This is a genomic window from Paractinoplanes pyxinae, assembly GCF_026626335.1.
Classification (GTDB): Bacteria; Actinomycetota; Actinomycetes; order Mycobacteriales; family Micromonosporaceae; genus Actinoplanes; species Actinoplanes pyxinae.
Genome location: NZ_JAPNTZ010000017.1, coordinates 145,877 through 163,578, shown reverse-complemented (window position 1 = coordinate 163,578; position 17,702 = coordinate 145,877). Strand labels below are relative to the sequence as shown.

Below are 17,702 nucleotides of genomic sequence, written 5' to 3'. Positions count from 1 at the left end.
GTGCGGTAACCTTCGGTGTCGCACTTGAGGGGCTATAGCTCAGTCGGTTAGAGCGCAGAGCTGATAACTCTGAGGTCGCTGGTTCGATTCCAGCTAGCCCCACGGGTAACGGGGAACCATGTCCGCGGAAAGCGCGGACCGTTGTTCCCCGTCATGCCTGCTCAGGGGGCCGAGCCCCCTGAAACCCCACGTTGCGGTGGGTGCGCCGGGTGCTTCGGTTGCGGTGGGTGGATGGGGCTTTCGCCCCTGAACCCGACATGCGGTGGGCGCGCCGGGTGCTCTGATCGCTGCGGGCCACAAGGGGCCGCGCCCCTTGAAACCCGAGTGCGGTGGGGCCGAGACTAGACCGGTCGTGGGGGTTGGCGTGTTCAAGAAGCTTTTGGTTGTGGCTGCTGTTGTGGGCGCGGCTACTCTGGTGTTCAAGAAGGTCAAGGCTTCCAGCGATGAGCGGGCGCTTTGGCACGAGGCGACTACGGCGCCTGACCTTCGGTAGTTTGGTTTGGGTTTGGGGGCCCTAGCTCAACTGGCAGAGCACCGCCTTTGCAAGGCGGGGGTTAGGGGTTCAAGTCCCCTGGGCTCCACCGACGTGAATCCCTCCGGCTGAGCCGGGGGGATTTTTTGTGTTTCCGGGCGGGCGTTTGATCTACTGGCGCCGTGCGGCGTCGGATGGTGTTCGGGCTGATGGTCGGTGGGCTTCTCGCGGGGTGCTCGCGGGGAAGTGACGAGCCGGCCGCTTCGACTGTTTCCGCTGGTCCAGCTTCGGCTGCGCCGTCGGCGCCGGTGTCGTTCGAGTCGTCTCTGGCGGCTGGCGGGCGGCTGGCGGTGGCGGGGGACTACGCCTGGTTCCGCGGGGTCAAAGACCTCAGCAAGGGGTTCTGCTTCGTCTGGGTCTCTCAGGTGACCACCGGGCAGGTGCTCAAGCGCATGGGGGCCAAAGAGCTCGAGCGCATCGGGTGGCAGCAGATGGTGGGGGCCGGCGACGGCGAGCGGGTCAGCAGCGGGAAGCGGTACTTCGGGGTGTCGCGGCTGGACGACTCGTGGTCGCTGATCGTCGAGGACAACGGGACGCTGGGCACGGCGGACGACTTGCTGCGGAAGCTGTCGGTGGGAACGTCTTTGATCTGTCTCTACCGTGCCGCCGAGGGAAGCGGGCGGTTCCTGCTTCTGGGGGACCAGAAAGTCCAGCTGGAGTTTGATCCGTGGGCCGACGCCAAGGCCACCGGAACGCGGGCGACCGAGCTGGCGCCGGCGATCGCGGCGGTCGGCGGTAGCGGGGCCGAAGCCGGGTTTGCGCTGGCTGAGCGGGTTACGGGGGTTCCGTTGGATCTGGCCGGACTGGAAAAGCGCACCTATCTGTTCAGTACGGTGGCAACCGGTCAGTGAAAGAGTCATCGGCCGTTCGGTTGTTGCAACCGAGGGCCGCGCAGGCCAACATCCACGTGTGACGATGCGCACGACCGAACTACTCACCATCGGTGAGGCCGCGATCCTGCTCCGGTTCTCGCGGCGCCGCGTGCTCGATCTCTGCGCGCGCGGGCTCCTCCCGTACGTCAGTCTCGGCACGCAACGACGGGTGCGCCGGGTCGACGTGGAGGCGCTGATCCATCCGGTGCTGACCCGGGCCGAACTGGAGCAGCTGTGGCTGCACCAGGCGATCGCCGCGCGGTTCACGGCCCGGCCGCAAGCCGTGATCGCCCTGGCCGAGATGAATCTGCGCCGGCTGCGCCGCCTGCACCCGGACGGGCCGGAGTGGGAACGGTGGGAGGCGCTGCTGGCCGGCGAGTCCGAGGCTGTGGTCGAGGCGTTGACGTCACCCGCTCAATACGCCGTGCGACTCCGTTCCGCATCGCCGTTCGCGGGCGTACTGTCCGAAAGGGAGCGTCGAGCCGTGCTCGACGCCCTGGCCGAAAGCCGTCGTGACCAGGCACGTCCCATGCGCCTGACCAGCCTCGAGCGGGTCATGCGCGCAGTGTGAGTCCTCGATCACAAAACTAGAAAAGAGTCTTATGTAACTGGCCGCGTCGGGCGGATAGTGAATCGGTTCCATGATTCGGTCGCGCGATGCTGCGCCCGGGAGGTTCCGATGCCGACCACCATCCCCCACGCCACTACCGCTACGAAGCTGCAAGGCGTACTCGAAGCACTTCTGCAAACCCCACTGCCCGTACGCATCCGGGCCTGGGACGGCTCGACGGCCGGCCCGTTCGACGCCCCGGTGCTGATCATCCGGCACCGCCGCGCGCTGCGCCGGCTGATGTGGCAGCCGAACGAACTGGGGCTCGCCCGCGCGTACGTCGCCGGCGAACTCGACGTCGAGGGCGACCTCTACGACGCCCTGAACCGCCTGTCCGCGCTGCTGTGGCGGGCGCCCGACGTCAAGGACGTCCCGATCCGGCACGTGGCGGGCGACCTCGTACGCCTCGGCGTGCTCGGCACCCAGCCCAAGCCGCCGCCGGAAGAGATGGTCGTCACCGGCGCCCGGCACAGCAAGCGCCGCGACCGCCAGGCGATCAGCCACCACTACAACGTCGGCAACGACTTCTACCGGCTGGTCCTCGGCCCGAGCATGGTCTATTCATGCGCGTACTGGACGTCCGACGAACCCGGCTACGGGCTGGCCGACGCACAGCGCGACAAGCTCGACCTGATCTGCCGCAAGCTGGGCCTTCAGCCCGGCCAGCGGCTGCTCGATGTCGGGTGCGGGTGGGGCAGCCTGGCCATTCACGCCGCTCGCGAGTACGGCGTACACGTCGTCGGCATCACCCTCTCGACCGAGCAGGCCGAGTATGCCCGCAAGCAGGTCGCCGAGGCGGGCCTCACCGGCCAGGTCGAGATCCGGGTCGAGGACTACCGCGATCTGGAGGACGGGCCGTACGACGCGATCTCCAGTGTGGGCATGGCCGAACATGTCGGCACCGAGCCCTACGCCGAGTACGCGGCCATCCTGTACGCCCAGCTCAAGCCGGGCGGCCGGCTGCTCAACCACCAGATCTCCCGCCTGCACCTGCCGCCGAAGCAGCCGCACCAGGCGCGCTCCTTCATCGATGCGTACGTCTTCCCCGACGGCGAGCTGGCCCCGGTCGGCACGACGGTGACGCTGCTCGAGCAGGCCGGCTTCGAGGTGCGTGACGTGCACGCGCTGCGGGAGCACTACGGGCGGACGCTGCGGGCCTGGGTGGCCGACCTCGAGGCGAACTGGAAAGAGGCGGTCGAGCTGACCACGCCGGGCCGGGCTCGCGTGTGGCGGCTCTACATGGCGGCTTCGGCGCTGGCCTTCGAGCAGGCCCGCATCGGCGTCAACCAGGTGCTCGCCGTGAAGGATCACCGTGACGGAGCGGCGGACATGCCGCCCACGCGCGGTGACTACGCGGTCTGATCGGTTTCGGTCAGCGTTTTGTCCTCATTGGGCGGTCCGGGATCCCTTGCGAGGGAACGAAAGCGGACGTTATCCACAGGGCTGGAAGGTGGCATGCGGAACGGGCGCGGGGCCGGTTAGCCTGCGACACGTGAGCGAACGAAAACGGGCCGCCGCCGTGATCGTGCGGGACGGGCGCGTACTGATGGTGCACGAACGCAGCCGACGATCCGGTGGCGGTGAGTGGTGGACCTTGCCGGGCGGTGGTCTGGAGCCCGGCGAGACCGCCGAAGAGGCGGTGCGCCGTGAAGTGTTCGAAGAGACCGGCCTGGTGGTCAGCGACGCCCGCTACGTGCTCGAGATGCCGTACCCGTCGGGCATGACCTCGGTGTTCTCGGTGACCGTGGCCGACGGTGAGCCCCGCATCGGCCTGGACGACGGCTTCGGGCCCGAGATGCTGGGGCTCGACTGGCTGCCGGCGCCGGAACTGCCGACCGAGACCAACGGCGGCGTCCCGGTCCCGCCGATCATCGTGGTCCTGCCGACCTGATCTCTCCCGCCGCGGGCATCGGCGCGTGTTCGACATGGCCTTCGTGGCGGCGTTGCGGAACGGCGTCGTCCAGTCCGGAGGTCGTGGGCAGGTCATCACGGACGGGTTCGGGTGCCGTCATGACGGCGGCCGCTCGGCGGCGCTCGGTCACGAAGTAGCCGCACGCCCCGGCGTACGCCACGGCGAGGGCCAGACCGACGGCCCGGGTCGGGACGGTGTCGAGCAGCAGAATGCTCATGATCAGCGCGAGCTCGGACCACAGCCCGAGCAGCACGGCGTTGGTCGTGTCCTTGCGGGTCCAGCCGGCCGATTCACGACGAGCCTGACGCTTGATCTCCTCGATCAGGGAATGGCCGAGGCCGAGAGTGAGCCCGCCGAGCAGCAGGGTCGCCGAGAGCGACTGGTGATCGCCGCCGACCGTTGCGGCCAGGGCCGTACCGCCGGCCAGCAATGCCAGCCCACTGACGGTGCCCACCCGTCCTTCGCGTCTCTCCCTCACACCCTCTGACGGTCGGCAGGTGCGCCCGCTTTCTGAGGAAGAGCGGCGTGACAGGATGGCCGATGTGATGGGAAGTCTGAAGCTCGAGCCCGCCCAAACCCACCTCGACCTGTTGGCCGACCCGGTCGCCAAGGCTCTCGCCGTGTGGCCCGAGGATGCGCCGATCGACGCCGATCAGGTGCTGGTGGCTCCGATCGACCCCGGTCTGGCCGACACGGCCGCGTTCTGCGAGGCGTACGACGTGGGTCTCGACGTCTCGGCCAACTGCGTGATCGTCGCCGGCAAGCGGGGCGAGACCGTCAAGTACGCCGCCTGCATCATCCTGGCCACGACCCGCGCCGACGTGAACGGCGTCGTCCGCAAGCGCCTGGACGTCCGCAAGTGCAGCTTCGCACCCATGGACGAAGCGGTCCGTCTGACCGGCATGGAGTACGGCGGCATCACCCCGATCGGGCTGCCCACCGACTGGCCGATCCTCGTCGACGCCCGCGTGGCGGCGGCCCCGCACGTGATCATCGGCTCCGGCGTGCGGCACAGCAAGATCGCCATTGCCGGGCCGGCGCTCGGCGCCTTGCCGGGGGCCGAGGTGATCGACGGGCTAGCGAAGCTCGTCGAATAGGTTTCACGTGAAACGTAGGATGTCTACCGTCTCGCGCCGCGCGATCTCTTCGAACGCCGTGACCAACGTCGACGCCTCTTGAGCGCCCTGCAGCGCGTACTTCCCGTCGACCAGGAAGAACGGAACGCTGGTGATGTTCAGCTCGCGCGCCTCGGTCAGATCGGCCTCGACCGCGGACGTGCCCGCCTCGGACTCGAGGTAGGCGATCGCGGCGGCCGGGTTCAGGCCGAGGGAGCCGGCCACCGATGCGAGCACGGCCCGCGATCCCACGTCGAGGCCCTCGAGGAAGTGGGCCCGCTGCAGCGCCTCCACCATCTCGGCCTGCCGGCCCTGGCGAGCGGCCCAGGCGATCAGCCGGTGGCTGTCGAACGTGTTGGCGGCGATCGCCCGGTCGTAGTCGAGCCGCAGGCCCTCCTCGGCGGCGAGCGCGGTGACGTGCGCGAGCATCTGGTCGACGCGCTCCCGGTCGCCGAACTTGGCCGCCATCGCCGCCTTGATCGGCAGGCCCGGCGGCACCGGGGAGGCGTCGAGCTGGAACGCCCGGAACGTCACGGTGACCTCGCCGTCGTACTGGGCGACGGCCGCGGCGAGACGTCGCCGGCCCAGGTAGCACCACGGGCAGACGACGTCGGACCAGAGTTGGATGTCCACGGTCAGCGGGTGGCCAGCTGGGCCGCGACCTGACGCTTCAGGCGGCCCAGGATCGCCGAGCCGCCGCGGATGCGCAGCGGGCTGATCGCCTGGGCCAGACCCATGCGGGCGTAGAGGTCGTCCGGCACGGCCAGGATCTCGGCCGTCGTGGCGCCCTCGAGACCCTCGGCCAGGATGCCGGCGAAGGCGCGCGTGGTCGGCGCCTCGGGCGGGCAGTCGAAGAACGTCTCGACCGTGTCGTCCGGCCGCACCACGGCCTTGAGGAAGAACTGGGTCTGACACTCCGGCACCTGTTCCATGCCGTCGTGCGCGGCCATGTCGGCCGGGAGCGGCGGCATCGCGTCGGCGAACTCGAGCAGCATCTCGAGCACCAGCTCGCGCGGCGCCGAGGCGAACTCGTCGACGATCTCGGCGAGCTTCGGGGGCATGTCGGTCACGACACCGACCCTAACGCGGAACGGCCACCGGCTACGCGGCCGCCGACGTGGGCAGCAGGGCCACGTCGCTGAGGCTGAGGATGCCCACCACCTTGCGGTCGGCGTCGCACACGAGCAGCCGGCGGACACCCCGCTCGCGCATGGCCTGCACCGCCTCGTCCACGGTGGCCGACTGCTCCACCATGATCAGCTCGTGCGACGTGATGTCGCCCAGGCTGGTCGTGGTCGGCGTCAGATTCTCGGCGATGGCCCGCACCACGATGTCCCGGTCGGTGACGACGCCGACCATCGTCGGCCCACGGGTCACCACCACGTCGCCGATGCCGCGGTCGCGCATCACCTGCGCCGCCTCGTCCAGCATCGTCGCCTCCGGCAGATAGACCACCTGCCGGGTCATCACCTCGGCGACCGCTGCCCTGGCCATGCGCTCACCTCCCGTTGGTACTGGCGTTACCCGAGTGAAGCTGTGATTACACCTGGTATGTCCGAGACCGGCACGTCCTTCCGGTCACCGGTGCGGCGGTCTCGCAGTTCGGCGTAGCCCTCGCCCAGGCGGCGTCCGATCACGACGGTACGCGCGATGCCGATCAGCTCGGCGTCGGTGAACTTCACCCCGGCCGAGATGTTCGGACGGTCGTCGACGAGCACCCGCAACCCGCCCGCCGCGAGCTCCCCGGCGAGAGTGAGGGCCGCCTCGACCTGGCCGTCCTTGCCGGCCGCGACGATGTGCACGTCGGCCGGGGCCACCTCGTCCGGCCAGAGCAGCCCGCGCTCGTCGTTGTGCTGCTCGGCGATCGCGGCCACGGCCCGGGACACCCCGATCCCGTACGACCCCATGGTCGGCCGGACCGGCTTGCCGTCCGCCCCCAGCACGTCGACCTTGAACGCGTCGGTGTAGCGGCGGCCGAGCTGGAAGATGTGCCCGATCTCGATGCCCCGGCGCATGGTCAGCGTCCCCGAGCCGCAGGCCGGGCAGGGGTCGCCGGCCAGCACGAGAGCCGCCTCGATGGTGCCGTCGGGCGTGAAGTCGCGACCGGCCACCACGTTGACCGCGTGCCGCCCGGGCTCGTTGGCGCCGGTCAGCCAGGCCGTGCCGGCGGCCACCCGCGGGTCGGCCAGGTAGCGGGCCTGGATGCCCTGCGGGCCGATGTAGCCCTTGACCAGGTCGGGGCGCCCGGCGAAGTCGTCGAACAGGGTGGCCGTGGCCGGGGCCAGGGCGGCGTCGAGCCGCTTGAGGTCGACCTCGCGGTCACCGGGCACGCCGATCACCAGCACCTCGTCGCCGGCGCCGGGGTGGTGCACGGTGACCACCACGTTCTTGAGGGTGTCGGCCGCCGTCCAGTCGTCGCGGCCGCCCAGGGCGCGGGCGTTGGCCAGCTCGACCAGTGAGGCGATGGTCGGGGTGTCCGGGGTGTCGTGCACCTCGAGCGGGGGCGCGGTCGCCGTTGTGGCGGGCGGGGCCGGTGTGGTCACCGCTTCCGTGTTGGCTGCGTAGTCACACGCCGTACAGCCGACGAACGTGTCCTCGCCCACCTCGGCTGTGGCCAGGAACTCTTCGGACGCGGAACCGCCCATCGCGCCCGACATGGCCGAGACGATCGTGTGCTGGAGGCCCAGCCTCGTGAACACCCGCTGGTAGGCCGCGCGGAGGGATTCGTACGCGGAAACAAGCTCTTCATCGGTCAGGGTGAACGAGTACGCGTCCTTCATCAGGAACTCGCGTCCGCGCAGCAGCCCACCCCGCGGCCGGGCCTCGTCGCGGTACTTCGTCTGCACCTGGAACAGCACCAGCGGGAAGTCGCGGTAGGAGCTGGTCATCTCTTGCACCAGCAGGGTGAACATCTCTTCGTGGGTGGGCGCGAGCAGATAGTCGGAGCCGCGCCGGTCCTTGAGCGTGAAAATGTCGTCGCCGTACTCGGTCCAGCGGTTGCTGACGTCGTAGGGCTCGCGCGGCAGCAGCGCCGGGAACGACACCTCTTGCCCGCCGACGGCCACCATCTCTTCGCGGACGATCGTGGTGATCCGGTCGAGGACGAGCTTGCCGAGCGGGAGCCAGGTGTAACCACCCGGGGCGGCGCGGCGGACATAGCCGGCGCGCAGCAGCAGCCGATGGCTCGGCACCTCCGCGTCCGCCGGCTCCTCACGCAGGGTCCTGAGCAGCAAGGTGGACATTCTCAGCAGCATGCGAAGCAGCGTAGGGAGGATCACGTCCGAAAGCAGTCCATTAACGGGGTGTCGCCATCGTCACGCTACCGGTGACTTCCATTCGGTGCTTATGTGTTCCTCACGAGCAAACTTGATCGCACGTTAAGGGGGCGGCGATGGCTTGGCGCAGCTTCGTTGCTATGGGGGACAGCTTCACCGAGGGCCTGAACGACGCGTACCCGGACGGCACTTTCCGCGGGTGGGCCGATCTGGTCGCGACCCGGCTGGCCGTCGATTCGGGGCCCGATTTCGGCTACGCCAATTTGGCCGTACGGGGAAAGGTGATGCACCAGATCGTCGACGATCAGCTCGAACCGACGCTGGCCATGCACCCCGACCTGGTGAGCATCGCCGCGGGTGGGAACGACGCCTTGCGCGTACGGGTGGACCCGCACGCCCTCGTCCGGGAGCTCGACGGCGTGGTGCGCCGCCTGCGCGACACCGGGGCCGACGTGATCCTGTTCCGGTTCGCTGACGTGACCGTGAACCTGCCCGCCATCCTCGGGCGGCGGGCGGCCGTGCTCAACGACGGCGCCCGCCTGATCGCCCGGCGCTACGGCGGCCACCTGGTCGACCTGTTCGCCGACGACGCCTTCCGCCACCCGCAGATGTGGTCGCCCGACCGCCTGCACCTCTCGCCCGCGGGCCACCGCCGGGTCGCCGGTCAGGTGCTGAACGTGCTCGGCGTCGGTGTCGACGAGGATTGGATGCTGGTGCCGCCCGCCCCCGAGCCCACGCCGTGGCGGCTGGCCCGCACCGCCGACCTGCGCTGGGCCCGCGAGCACCTGGCGCCCTGGGTGGGCCGGCATCTGCTCGGCCACTCGTCGGGCGAACTGGTGTCGCCGAAGCGTCCCGAGCTCATGCCGATCGGTATGACCGAGTAAGGGGCTAGCGTGGCAGGCATGTCTGTTGAGAATGATCCGGCGCCCGCCCTGCAGGCGTACGCCCACCCCGACAAGCTCGTCACCACCGAGTGGCTGGCCGCCAACCTCGACGCCCCCGGCCTGGTCGTCGTCGAGTCGGACGAGGACGTGCTTCTCTACGACACCGGGCACATTCCCGGCGCGGTCAAGGTCGACTGGCACCTCGAGCTGAACGACCAGGTCACCCGCGACTACCTGGACGCGACCGCCTTCGCCGCGATGTGTGAGGCCAAGGGGATCGGCCGGGACGACACGATCGTCTTCTACGGCGACAACTTCAACTGGTGGGCCACGTACGCCCTCTGGGTCTTCACCCTCTTCGGCCACCGCGACGTCCGCCTGCTCGACGGCGGGCGGCAGAAGTGGGCGGCCGAGGGCCGGCCGCTGACCCGCGAGCGCACCGAGCGGCCTGCCGCCAAATACCCCGTGCCGGTTCGCAACGACGCCGAGATCCGGGCCTTCCGCGACCAGGTGATGGGGCACATCAGCAGCGGCCGCCCGCTGGTCGACGTGCGTTCGCCGCAGGAATACACGGGCGAGCTGACGCACATGGAGGCCTATCCCCAAGAGGGTGCGCTGCGCGGCGGCCACATCCCGGGCGCGGTCAGCAAGCCGTGGAAGTCGGCGGCCAACGAGGACGGCACCTTCAAGCCGGCCGACGAGCTCGTCAAGATCTACCGCGACGAGCTGGGCCTGGAATCGGGCGACGACATCATCGCCTACTGCCGGATCGGTGAGCGGTCGAGCCACACGTGGTTCGTGCTGCACCACCTGATGGGCTATCCCCAGGTCCGCAACTACGACGGCTCCTGGACCGAGTGGGGCAACCTGGTCCGCGCGCCCATCGTCAAGGGTTCGGAGCCCGGCGGCCTGAGCTGAGGCAGCTTCGATTCGAGGCGGGGCGGGTCTGATCCGGTGAAGATCAAGACCGGCCCCGTTTTTGTCGGTCGTTCGCGGTACCTTCTCCGCCGTGAGCAACACGTTCCAGGTCGATCTCCGGGGCATCGTCGACCTCCTGAGCCACCACCTCTACGCCAGCCCGCGGGTCTATGTCCGCGAGCTGCTGCAGAACGCGGTCGACGCGATCACCGCGGCCGAGGTGCCCGGCCTGGTGTCGATCACCACGGGCCCCGACCGGCTCGAGGTCACCGACAACGGCATCGGCCTCACCGAGGCCCAGGTGCACGAGTTGCTGGCCACCATCGGCCGCAGCTCCAAACGCGACGAGCTGGGCTTCGCCCGGCACGAGTTCCTGGGCCAGTTCGGCATCGGCCTGCTCTCCTGCTTCCTGGTGGCCGACGAGATCCGGGTGCACACCCGTCGCGCCGGCGCCGAGCCCGTCCTCTGGACGGGGTATTCGGACGGCCGCTATTCCGTTGCCCCGGGTGACGAGCGCGAGCCGGGAACCGCGGTCACCCTGCTGCCGCGCCGCGGGGCCGAGCCACTTCTTTCCGGCGCGACGGTGCGCGAGCTCGCCACCCTCTACGGTTCGTTGCTCCCGGTGCGGGTCGAGGTCGACCATGTCGCCGTCACCACCGGGTCGCTCCCCTGGCCGGGTGGCGACCTCTCGGCGTACGCGCAAGAGGTCTTCGGTTTCCGCCCGCTCGACGTGGTTCCGCTCGACGTGCCCGCGGCCGGCCTCACCGGCGTCGCGTTCGTGCTGCCCACCCCGGTCAACCCGGCCGCCCGCGGTGGTCACCGCGTCTATCTGAAGAGGATGCTGCTCGCCGAGAGCATCGAGGGCCTGCTGCCCGAGTGGGCGTTCTTCGCCCGTTGCGTGGTCGACAGCACCGAGCTGCGGCCGACAGCCAGCCGCGAGGCGCTCTACGACGACGGGCTGCTGGCCGAGACCCGCGAGGCGATCGCCGACCAGCTGCGCGGCTGGCTGGTCCGGCTCGCCTCGACCGACCCGCGCCGCCTGGGCGAATTCCTCTCCATCCACCACCTCGGCGTCAAGGCGCTGGCCCTGCACGACGACGAGATGCTGCGCCTGGTCGAGCAGTGGGTGCCGATGGAAACCAACCTGGGCCACCTCACCCTGGCCGAGTTCCGTGAGCGGCACGGCGTCCTGCGCTACGCCGCCGGCGACGACGAGTTCCGCCAGCTGGCCTCCGTCGCCGCGGCTCAAGAGCTCGGCGTGATCAACGGCGGCATCGTCTACAACGCCGACATCGTCGAGCGTCTGGCCACAGTGGATGCCGAGGTGCGGGCCGAACGGCTCGAACCGGCCGACGTGGCCGCCCGCTTCTCGGCCCTCGACGCCGAGACCGAGCTCCGGCTGCGCCCGTTCCTCGCCGTCGCCCAGCGCCGCCTCGACCGGCTCGGCTGCGAGATCGTGGTACGCGGGTTCGACCCGGCCACCGTCCCGGCCCTCTATCTGGTGAGCCGGGCGGCCGCGTTCAACGAGCAGTTCACGGCCAGCCGTGACGCCGCCGACGACCTGTGGGGCGGCGTTCTCGACGCGTTGTCCCGCACAGTGCCGACCGACCGCCCGCAGTTGGTGCTCAACCACCGGAACGCCCTGGTCCGCCGGGTCACCGCGATCGGCGATCCCGAGCTGGCCGGCCTGGCCGTCGAGTCGCTGTACGGCCAGGCGCTCATGCTCGGCGGGCACCCGATCCGCCCGGCCGACGCCGCGCTGCTCACCAGTTCGTTCATGGGCCTGCTCGACCGGGCCGTCCCGGGGGAGGACCGATGAAGACCGCCGACGAGCTGTGGGAACTCTGCGAGCAGGCCCGCACCATGCCGCACGGCGCGGCCCAGATCGCCCTGGTCGAAGAGGTGCTGCGGCACGCCGACACGGTGAACGACCCGCACCTCGCCTTCACCGTGCGGCTGCTGGCCACCAACGCCTACACCTACGGCGGCGAGCCGGCCAAGGCCTTCGTCACCTTCGCCTGGAGCCTGAACGACTTCGACCGCAACCCCGGCGCCCACCACGCGCACGGCAAGCACACCCTGCTGTGGCACTTCAAGACCATGGTCAACGCGATGCTCAACTTCCCCGAGATCGCGCTCGACCGCACCCGGGCCGTCCTGGACGACATGGAAAGGCGCTACCGGGAGGACGGCCACAGCCTGCAAGCCGTCTACAAGCACCGCTATCTGGTGGCCGACCACGTCGGCGACACGGCCGAGGCCGACGAGTGGTTCGCCCGCTGGCAGGCCGCGCCACGTGACGACCTGTCCGACTGCATCGGCTGCGACCCGTCGTCGGTCGCCGCCTATTACAACGAGCGCGACCGCTGGTCCGACGTCATCGCCACCGCCGAGCCGGTGCTGGCGGGCGAGCTGAGCTGCAGCGAGCAGCCGCAGGGCATCCTGCGCGAGCTGATGGTGGCCTACCTGCGCACCGGCCGCCCCGGCGAGGCGGCCGACGCGCACCGCCGGTCGTACCGCCTGGAACGCGGCAACCTGGCCGACCTGTGGAACCTCGGCACCCACCTGGCGTTCTGCGCGCGCACCGGCAACGAGCACCGCGGCCTCGAGATCCTGCAGCGCCACATCGACTGGCTCGACAAGGCGCCCTCCCCGGCGGCCGCGATGCATTTCAGCGCCGACGCGGCCATGCTTCTGCGCCGCCTAGCCGAGCTCGGGCACGGCGACAAGGTGGTTCACCGCCGCGAGCACGGCGACATCGCCGCCGCCGATCTGGCTGCCGAGCTGTCCACCCGGGCGATCGAGCTGGCCAAGCGGTTCGACGAGCGCAACGGGAACGACCACCAGGGCCGCACCGTCGCCGCCAAGCTGGGCGCCGAGCCGTACGAGACGGTGGTGACGCTCTCGCCGAGCGCCCGCCGCCCGGTCACCCCGGCCCCCGTCCCGCAGGCTGCGCCCGAGCCTGCCCCGGAGGTGCCGGCCGAGGCCACCGCCGCCGAGTTGCTGGCCCTGGCCAAGCAGCACGACCAGGCCGACCGCGACGCGGCGGCGGACGCCACGCTGCGAGCCGTCGATGAGCGCTTCCCCGAGCTGACCGACCCGCTGCTGGCGGCCCGGCGGCACCTGCTTCTGGGCAACCGCCTGCGTTCGTCCGGCGGCGAAGACACTGGTCACTGGCCGCGGGCGCTCGAGCTGTTCGTCGAGGCCGGCGCGACCGGTGAGGCCAGCGCCCTGCGCGCCCGCATGGCGATGGAGGCGGGCTACTCCGGCGGCGCGGTCGACGAAGAGCCGGTTCTGGCCGATGTGACCTACCAGTCAGAGCACGGCGGTCCTCGTGAGCGCGCCTACGCCTGGGCCCGGCTGTCGATCCTGCACCTGATGAACGAACGCCCGGAAGAAGCGAACGAGGCCGGTGACCGGGGCGACGAGTTCGCCGCCCAGACCGGCGACGCCCGCCTGGTCGCTCTGCACGCGATGCTCCGGGCCCGCAGCCGCATGGCGCAGCACCGCCACGACGAGGCGGCCGCCGCCGCCCGCGAGGCCTGGCAGTTCTACCGCGAGCACGGCCCGGCCCGGCGCCGGGCCGAGGCCGGCATGATCTACGGCCACACCATCGACGACCCGGCCGAGCAGGTCGAGGCGTTCGACGCGGTGCTCGCCACGGCCGACCCCGAGAGGGCGCTGCCGGCTCGGGTCGGCCGGGGCAACGCCCTGCTACGGCTGGACAGGCCGGCCGAGGCCGTCTCCGACCTGGCCGAGGCGGTGGCCCTGTGCGCCGAGGCCGGCAACGAGGTCGGCGGCGCCTATGCCCGCAGCGATCTGGCCAACGCGTACCGGCTGGCCGAACGCCCGATCGAGGCGGCCGAGGTGGCCGAGGAGGCGCTGGCGCTGTTCGAGAAGCTGGGCGACGAGGACGCGGCCGACAACACCCGTTACCTGTTGGCCGGGCTCTACCAGGCGATCGGCGACCAGAACGGCGCGCTGGCTCTCTATCGCACCCTGATCGAGCGGCTGTCCGGCAACCCGGCCGGGCGGGGCCAGATCGCCGAAGAGGCGGCCGGGCTGCTCTTCGACCTCGACCGCGACGCCGAGGCGGCCGAGACGTTCCGGGCCGCCGCCTCCGCCCTGCACGAGGCGGGCGACCTGATCGGCGAGCTGCGGGCCCTGCGCCGTGGGGTGGCCGCGCTGCACTTCTCCGACCAGCCCGAACGAGGCGAAGAGGCGCTGCGGCTGATCAGTGAGAAGTTCGGCACGTTGCCGGCCGAACTGGCGGCCGAGCCCAACGCGGTCTTCCAGCACGCGATGACCGCCTTCGAGGCCGGTAACCTGTTCATGTCGCGCGGCCGCTACGACGAGGCGTTGCCCTACCTGCGCGGCGCTCCCGAGAAGCTGCGGGGGATCGGCGCCACCGACCAGGCCGACCGCGTCGAGGGCATGCTGGGCGAGGCGCTGTTCCGGGCTGGCCACGCGGCCGAGGCCGAGGTTCTGCTGAGCGGGCTGCTGGCCCGGATGCCCGCCGACGCCCCGAGCCGCGAGGTCGCCGCCCGTGTGCACGAAGAGGCGCGAGCCGCCGCGGAGGGCCGTTCCACATCCTGAACGCCCGTTAAGGCGAAGGCTTGACAGAGGGTTAGAGTGGCCTCGTGACAACGGTTGATCAGCAGCACCGCCCGGGCCCGCCCGCGCCCCGGCGGCGGTCGCGTCGTGACGAGATCCTTGAGATCGCGGTGGGCCTGTTCGCGGCCCGCGGCTACCACGGCGTGTCGATGGACGACATCGGCTCGGCCGCGGGCGTGACCGGCCCGGCGCTCTACCACCACTTCGCCGGCAAAGAGGCGATGCTCGTGGCCGCGCTGATCCCGGTGAGCGAGAGCCTGCTGCACGGCGGCAAGGCCCGCGTCGGCCAGCACCCCGAGGACGCGAGCGCCGCGCTGGCCGACCTGATCGACTTCCACGTCGAGTTCGCCCTGGCCAACCCGGCCGTCATCGCCCTGCACCTGCACGAGCTCGACCGCCTGCCGGAAGAGCCGCGCCGCCAGATCCGCAAGCTGCAGCGCCTCTACGTCGAAGAGTGGGTGGGTGTGCTGGCCACACTGCGCCCCGAGCTCGACGGGGCCGAGGCGCGCGTGCTCGCCCACTCCGCGTTCGGCCTGATGAACTCCACCCCGTTCCTGGGTGGCGAGGTCGACCGCCGCCGCCGGGCCGCCCTGCTGCGCGAGGCCACCATGCACGCCCTGATCGGGCGTTAGAAAGCGCCCACACCCCGGGCGACACAACAGACCGCCCCGATCGGGCGGCCGACACAGAGAAGGTCAACGATGATCGACTCGCTGCTCATCGCCAACCGGGGCGAGATCGCCCGCCGGATCATCCGCACCGCGAAACGGCTCGGCATCCGCACCATCGCGGTCCATTCCGAGCCCGACGAGAACATGCCGTTCGTCAGTGAGGCCGACGAAGCGGTCTGCATCGGCCCGGCCAACCCGGTCGAGAGCTACCGCAACGCCGAGGCGATCCTGGCCGCCGCCAAGTCGACCGGCGCCCAGGCCATCCACCCCGGCTACGGCTTCCTCAGCGAGAACGCCGACTTCGCCCGGCTGGTCGAGGCCAACGGCCTGGTCTGGGTCGGCCCCAGCGCCGACGCCATCGCCGCGATGGGCGACAAGATCAAGGCGCGCAACCTGATGGCCGCGGCCGGTGTCCCGGTCGCGCCCGGCACTCAGGATCCCGTCGCCTCCGAGGACGAGGCGGTCACGGCCGCCGCCACGATCGGCTACCCGATCATGGTCAAGGCCGCCGCGGGCGGCGGGGGCATGGGCATGGCGGTCGCCGGTGACGAGGCCGCGCTGCGCACCGAGTTCGCCAAGGTGGGCGCGTTCGCCCAGCGCATGTTCGGCAGCGGTGATGTCCTGCTCGAGCGGTACTTCCCCCGCGTACGTCATGTGGAAGTGCAGATCCTCGGCCTCGCCGACGGCCGCGTGGTCGCCCTGTCCGAGCGCGAGTGCTCGGTCCAGCGCCGCAACCAGAAGCTGGTGGAAGAGGCGCCGAGCCCCGCCGTCGACCCCGAGCTGCGCCGGCGCTTCCTGGCCGCCGCGGTCAAGGCGGGCGAGGCGGTCGGCTACCGCAACGCCGGCACCGTCGAATGCCTGCTCGACCCGGCCACCGGCGACTTCTTCTTCCTCGAGATGAACACGCGGCTGCAGGTCGAGCACCCGATCACCGAGCTGATCCACGGCATCGACCTGGTCGAGGAACAGCTGCGTGTCGCTTCGGGCGAGGCGCCGTCCTTCACCGACGTACCGGAAACCAGCGGCCACGCCATCGAGCTGCGGATCAACGCGGAGGACCCGAAGCGCTTCCTTCCCGGTCCGGGCCAGGTCACCACCTGGGTCGAGCCGAGCGGCGAGGGCGTCCGGGTCGACTCCGGCTATGCCGAGGGCACCACGGTCGGCATGTCCTACGACTCGCTGATGGCCAAGCTCATCGTCGTCGGCGCCGATCGCGACGAGGCCATCGCCCGGGCCCGGGCCGCCGTGGCCGGGTTCGCGATCGCCGGCCCCAAGAACAACCTGCCGTTCTTCGCCGAGCTGCTCGAGAACGACGAGTTCCTGTCCGGCGACTACGACACGGCCATCGTGTCGCGGATGAGGTGACAGGTATGACCTCCGTGAGCATCCGCGAGGTCGCGCCTCGCGACGGCCTGCAGAACGAGGAGCCGATCCCCACCGACGCCAAGGTCCGCCTGATCGACGCGTTGAGCGAGACCGGCGTCCGGCGCATCGAGGCCGTCTCGTTCGTCCATCCGCGGGCGATCCCACAGATGGCCGACGCCGACGAGGTGTGGGCGCGGGTCACCCGCCATCCCGAGATCCGCTATTCGGCGCTGATCCCGAACACCCGCGGCGCCCAGCGGGCCCTGGCCGCCGGCTTCCGCGAGATCGAGGTCGTGGTGTCCGCTTCGGACACTCACAACCGGCGCAACCTGAACCGCTCGACCGACGAGTCGCTGGACGACATCGCGTCGCTCGTCCCGCTGATCCACGAGGCCGGCGCGACGGTCGAGGTGATCGTCGCGACCAGCTTCGGCTGCCCGTTCGAGGGCGACATCGACCCGGACCGGGTGGCGTCGATCGTGGCTCGCGTCCGGGCCGACGGCGCCGACCGCATCGCCTTCGGCGACACGACCGGCATGGCGACTCCCCGGCGGGTGCGCGATCTGCTTTCGGCCGTACGCCCCGACCTTCTCCACTTCCACAACACCAGGGGTACGGGGCTGGCCAACATCCTGACCGCGCTGGAGCTCGGGATCACCGAGTTCGACGCGAGCGTCGGCGGGATAGGCGGCTGCCCCTACGCGCCAGGGGCGTCGGGCAACGTGGCGACCGAAGAGGTCGTCCACATGCTGCACGACATGGGCATCGACACCGGAATTGATCTGGACCGTCTGATCAGCACGGCCGAGACGGCCGAGAAGATGCTCGGCCGCACACTCCCGTCGGGTGTTCTTCGAGCCGGACCGCGCACCAGATTGGTGTGATTTCCCGGCCCGGTGCCGCGATCATTTTTCCGATTAGTCGGCGTGACCGC

Annotated in this window: 18 protein-coding genes and 2 tRNA genes; 15 read left to right on the top strand and 5 right to left on the bottom strand. The window is 70.5% G+C overall.

What is annotated here, in order from left to right; genetic code table 11:
* Positions 1 to 28 precede the first annotated feature (28 nt).
* The 7 genes from OWR29_RS38590 to OWR29_RS38560 all read left to right on the top strand — a co-directional run bounded on the left by OWR29_RS38590 (position 29) and on the right by OWR29_RS38560 (position 3,905).
* Positions 29 to 102 (top strand) — tRNA-Ile (locus tag OWR29_RS38590).
* A 262-nt stretch (positions 103 to 364) separates the two neighbouring features.
* Positions 365 to 493, top strand: coding sequence for a DLW-39 family protein (locus tag OWR29_RS38585; RefSeq protein WP_267568459.1), 129 nt, complete (start codon positions 365 to 367; stop codon positions 491 to 493).
* 15 nt (positions 494 to 508) lie between these two features.
* Positions 509 to 581 (top strand) — tRNA-Ala (locus tag OWR29_RS38580).
* A 199-nt stretch (positions 582 to 780) separates the two neighbouring features.
* Positions 781 to 1,383, top strand: coding sequence for a DUF6461 domain-containing protein (locus OWR29_RS38575; RefSeq protein WP_267568457.1), 603 nt, complete (start codon positions 781 to 783; stop codon positions 1,381 to 1,383).
* 64 nt (positions 1,384 to 1,447) lie between these two features.
* Positions 1,448 to 1,975, top strand: a complete 528-nt coding sequence (locus OWR29_RS38570; RefSeq protein ID WP_267568531.1) for a helix-turn-helix domain-containing protein — start codon at positions 1,448 to 1,450, stop codon at positions 1,973 to 1,975.
* Positions 1,976 to 2,083: 108 nt separating this feature from the next.
* Positions 2,084 to 3,376: an SAM-dependent methyltransferase gene (locus OWR29_RS38565; protein WP_267568456.1), complete on the top strand. Its 1,293-nt coding sequence runs from the start codon at positions 2,084 to 2,086 to the stop codon at positions 3,374 to 3,376.
* A 130-nt stretch (positions 3,377 to 3,506) separates the two neighbouring features.
* Positions 3,507 to 3,905, top strand: coding sequence for an NUDIX domain-containing protein (locus tag OWR29_RS38560; protein ID WP_267568455.1), 399 nt, complete (start codon positions 3,507 to 3,509; stop codon positions 3,903 to 3,905).
* On the opposite strand, the gene OWR29_RS38555 is transcribed toward OWR29_RS38560, so the two are convergent.
* A complete protein-coding gene (locus OWR29_RS38555) occupies positions 3,883 to 4,380 on the bottom strand; it encodes a hypothetical protein (protein WP_267568454.1) in 498 nt (165 codons plus the stop codon). The genes OWR29_RS38560 and OWR29_RS38555 overlap by 23 nt on opposite strands.
* A 91-nt stretch (positions 4,381 to 4,471) precedes the next feature.
* Here OWR29_RS38555 and OWR29_RS38550 point away from each other — a divergent pair, with 91 nt between their 5' ends.
* Entirely contained in the window at positions 4,472 to 5,023 is a 552-nt protein-coding gene (locus OWR29_RS38550) for a YbaK/EbsC family protein (protein ID WP_267568530.1), read from the top strand.
* A 3-nt stretch (positions 5,024 to 5,026) separates the two neighbouring features.
* Here the strand turns inward: OWR29_RS38550 and OWR29_RS38545 are convergent, their stop codons facing one another.
* From OWR29_RS38545 to OWR29_RS38530, 4 genes are read right to left on the bottom strand one after another with little or no spacing between them, the layout of a single operon-like run.
* Entirely contained in the window at positions 5,027 to 5,674 is a 648-nt protein-coding gene (locus OWR29_RS38545) for a DsbA family oxidoreductase (protein ID WP_267568453.1), read from the bottom strand.
* A 2-nt stretch (positions 5,675 to 5,676) separates the two neighbouring features.
* Positions 5,677 to 6,111, bottom strand: coding sequence for a SufE family protein (locus tag OWR29_RS38540; protein WP_267568452.1), 435 nt, complete (start codon positions 6,109 to 6,111; stop codon positions 5,677 to 5,679).
* 31 nt (positions 6,112 to 6,142) lie between these two features.
* Complete coding sequence (locus OWR29_RS38535; protein WP_267568451.1) at positions 6,143 to 6,535, bottom strand: CBS domain-containing protein; 393 nt, start codon at positions 6,533 to 6,535, stop codon at positions 6,143 to 6,145.
* A 26-nt stretch (positions 6,536 to 6,561) separates the two neighbouring features.
* Positions 6,562 to 8,295, bottom strand: coding sequence for a proline--tRNA ligase (locus OWR29_RS38530; RefSeq protein WP_267568450.1), 1,734 nt, complete (start codon positions 8,293 to 8,295; stop codon positions 6,562 to 6,564).
* Positions 8,296 to 8,432: 137 nt separating this feature from the next.
* On the opposite strand from OWR29_RS38530, the gene OWR29_RS38525 reads away from it, so the two are divergent.
* From OWR29_RS38525 to OWR29_RS38495, 7 genes are all read left to right on the top strand, one after another.
* Positions 8,433 to 9,200, top strand: a complete 768-nt coding sequence (locus OWR29_RS38525; RefSeq protein WP_267568449.1) for an SGNH/GDSL hydrolase family protein — start codon at positions 8,433 to 8,435, stop codon at positions 9,198 to 9,200.
* 18 nt (positions 9,201 to 9,218) lie between these two features.
* Positions 9,219 to 10,118, top strand: a complete 900-nt coding sequence (locus tag OWR29_RS38520) for a sulfurtransferase (protein WP_267568448.1) — start codon at positions 9,219 to 9,221, stop codon at positions 10,116 to 10,118.
* Between the two features lie 91 nt (positions 10,119 to 10,209).
* The gene (locus OWR29_RS38515) at positions 10,210 to 11,937 is read left to right on the top strand and encodes an HSP90 family protein (protein ID WP_267568447.1); all 1,728 of its coding nucleotides are present in this window, start codon (positions 10,210 to 10,212) and stop codon (positions 11,935 to 11,937) included.
* On the top strand, positions 11,934 to 14,714 hold the full coding sequence (locus OWR29_RS38510) for a tetratricopeptide repeat protein (RefSeq protein ID WP_267568446.1): 2,781 nt from the start codon (positions 11,934 to 11,936) through the stop codon (positions 14,712 to 14,714). The genes OWR29_RS38515 and OWR29_RS38510 overlap by 4 nt, the downstream gene beginning before the upstream one ends.
* Positions 14,715 to 14,758: 44 nt before the next feature.
* Positions 14,759 to 15,364 carry a TetR/AcrR family transcriptional regulator gene (locus tag OWR29_RS38505; RefSeq protein ID WP_267568445.1) on the top strand — a complete coding sequence of 202 codons (606 nt, stop codon included), beginning with the start codon at positions 14,759 to 14,761 and terminating at the stop codon, positions 15,362 to 15,364.
* Between the two features lie 69 nt (positions 15,365 to 15,433).
* Positions 15,434 to 16,768 (top strand): acetyl-CoA carboxylase biotin carboxylase subunit, encoded by a 1,335-nt coding sequence (locus OWR29_RS38500; RefSeq protein WP_267568444.1) that lies wholly within the window; start codon positions 15,434 to 15,436, stop codon positions 16,766 to 16,768.
* A 5-nt stretch (positions 16,769 to 16,773) separates the two neighbouring features.
* Positions 16,774 to 17,652 carry a hydroxymethylglutaryl-CoA lyase gene (locus OWR29_RS38495; protein ID WP_267568442.1) on the top strand — a complete coding sequence of 293 codons (879 nt, stop codon included), beginning with the start codon at positions 16,774 to 16,776 and terminating at the stop codon, positions 17,650 to 17,652.
* Positions 17,653 to 17,702 lie beyond the last annotated feature (50 nt).

Bases quoted from the DNA above. Each gene is read 5' to 3' on its own strand.
- OWR29_RS38570 (WP_267568531.1), top strand. From the start codon at position 1,448: ATGCGCACGACCGAACTACTCACCATCGGTGAGGCCGCGATCCTGCTC.
- OWR29_RS38535 (WP_267568451.1), bottom strand. From the start codon at position 6,535: ATGGCCAGGGCAGCGGTCGCCGAGGTGATGACCCGGCAGGTGGTCTAT.
- OWR29_RS38500 (WP_267568444.1), top strand. From the start codon at position 15,434: ATGATCGACTCGCTGCTCATCGCCAACCGGGGCGAGATCGCCCGCCGG.
- OWR29_RS38550 (WP_267568530.1), top strand. From the start codon at position 4,472: ATGGGAAGTCTGAAGCTCGAGCCCGCCCAAACCCACCTCGACCTGTTG.
- OWR29_RS38495 (WP_267568442.1), top strand. From the start codon at position 16,774: ATGACCTCCGTGAGCATCCGCGAGGTCGCGCCTCGCGACGGCCTGCAG.
- OWR29_RS38510 (WP_267568446.1), top strand. From the start codon at position 11,934: ATGAAGACCGCCGACGAGCTGTGGGAACTCTGCGAGCAGGCCCGCACC.
- OWR29_RS38520 (WP_267568448.1), top strand. From the start codon at position 9,219: ATGTCTGTTGAGAATGATCCGGCGCCCGCCCTGCAGGCGTACGCCCAC.
- OWR29_RS38565 (WP_267568456.1), top strand. From the start codon at position 2,084: ATGCCGACCACCATCCCCCACGCCACTACCGCTACGAAGCTGCAAGGC.
- OWR29_RS38530 (WP_267568450.1), bottom strand. From the start codon at position 8,295: ATGCTGCTGAGAATGTCCACCTTGCTGCTCAGGACCCTGCGTGAGGAG.
- OWR29_RS38525 (WP_267568449.1), top strand. From the start codon at position 8,433: ATGGCTTGGCGCAGCTTCGTTGCTATGGGGGACAGCTTCACCGAGGGC.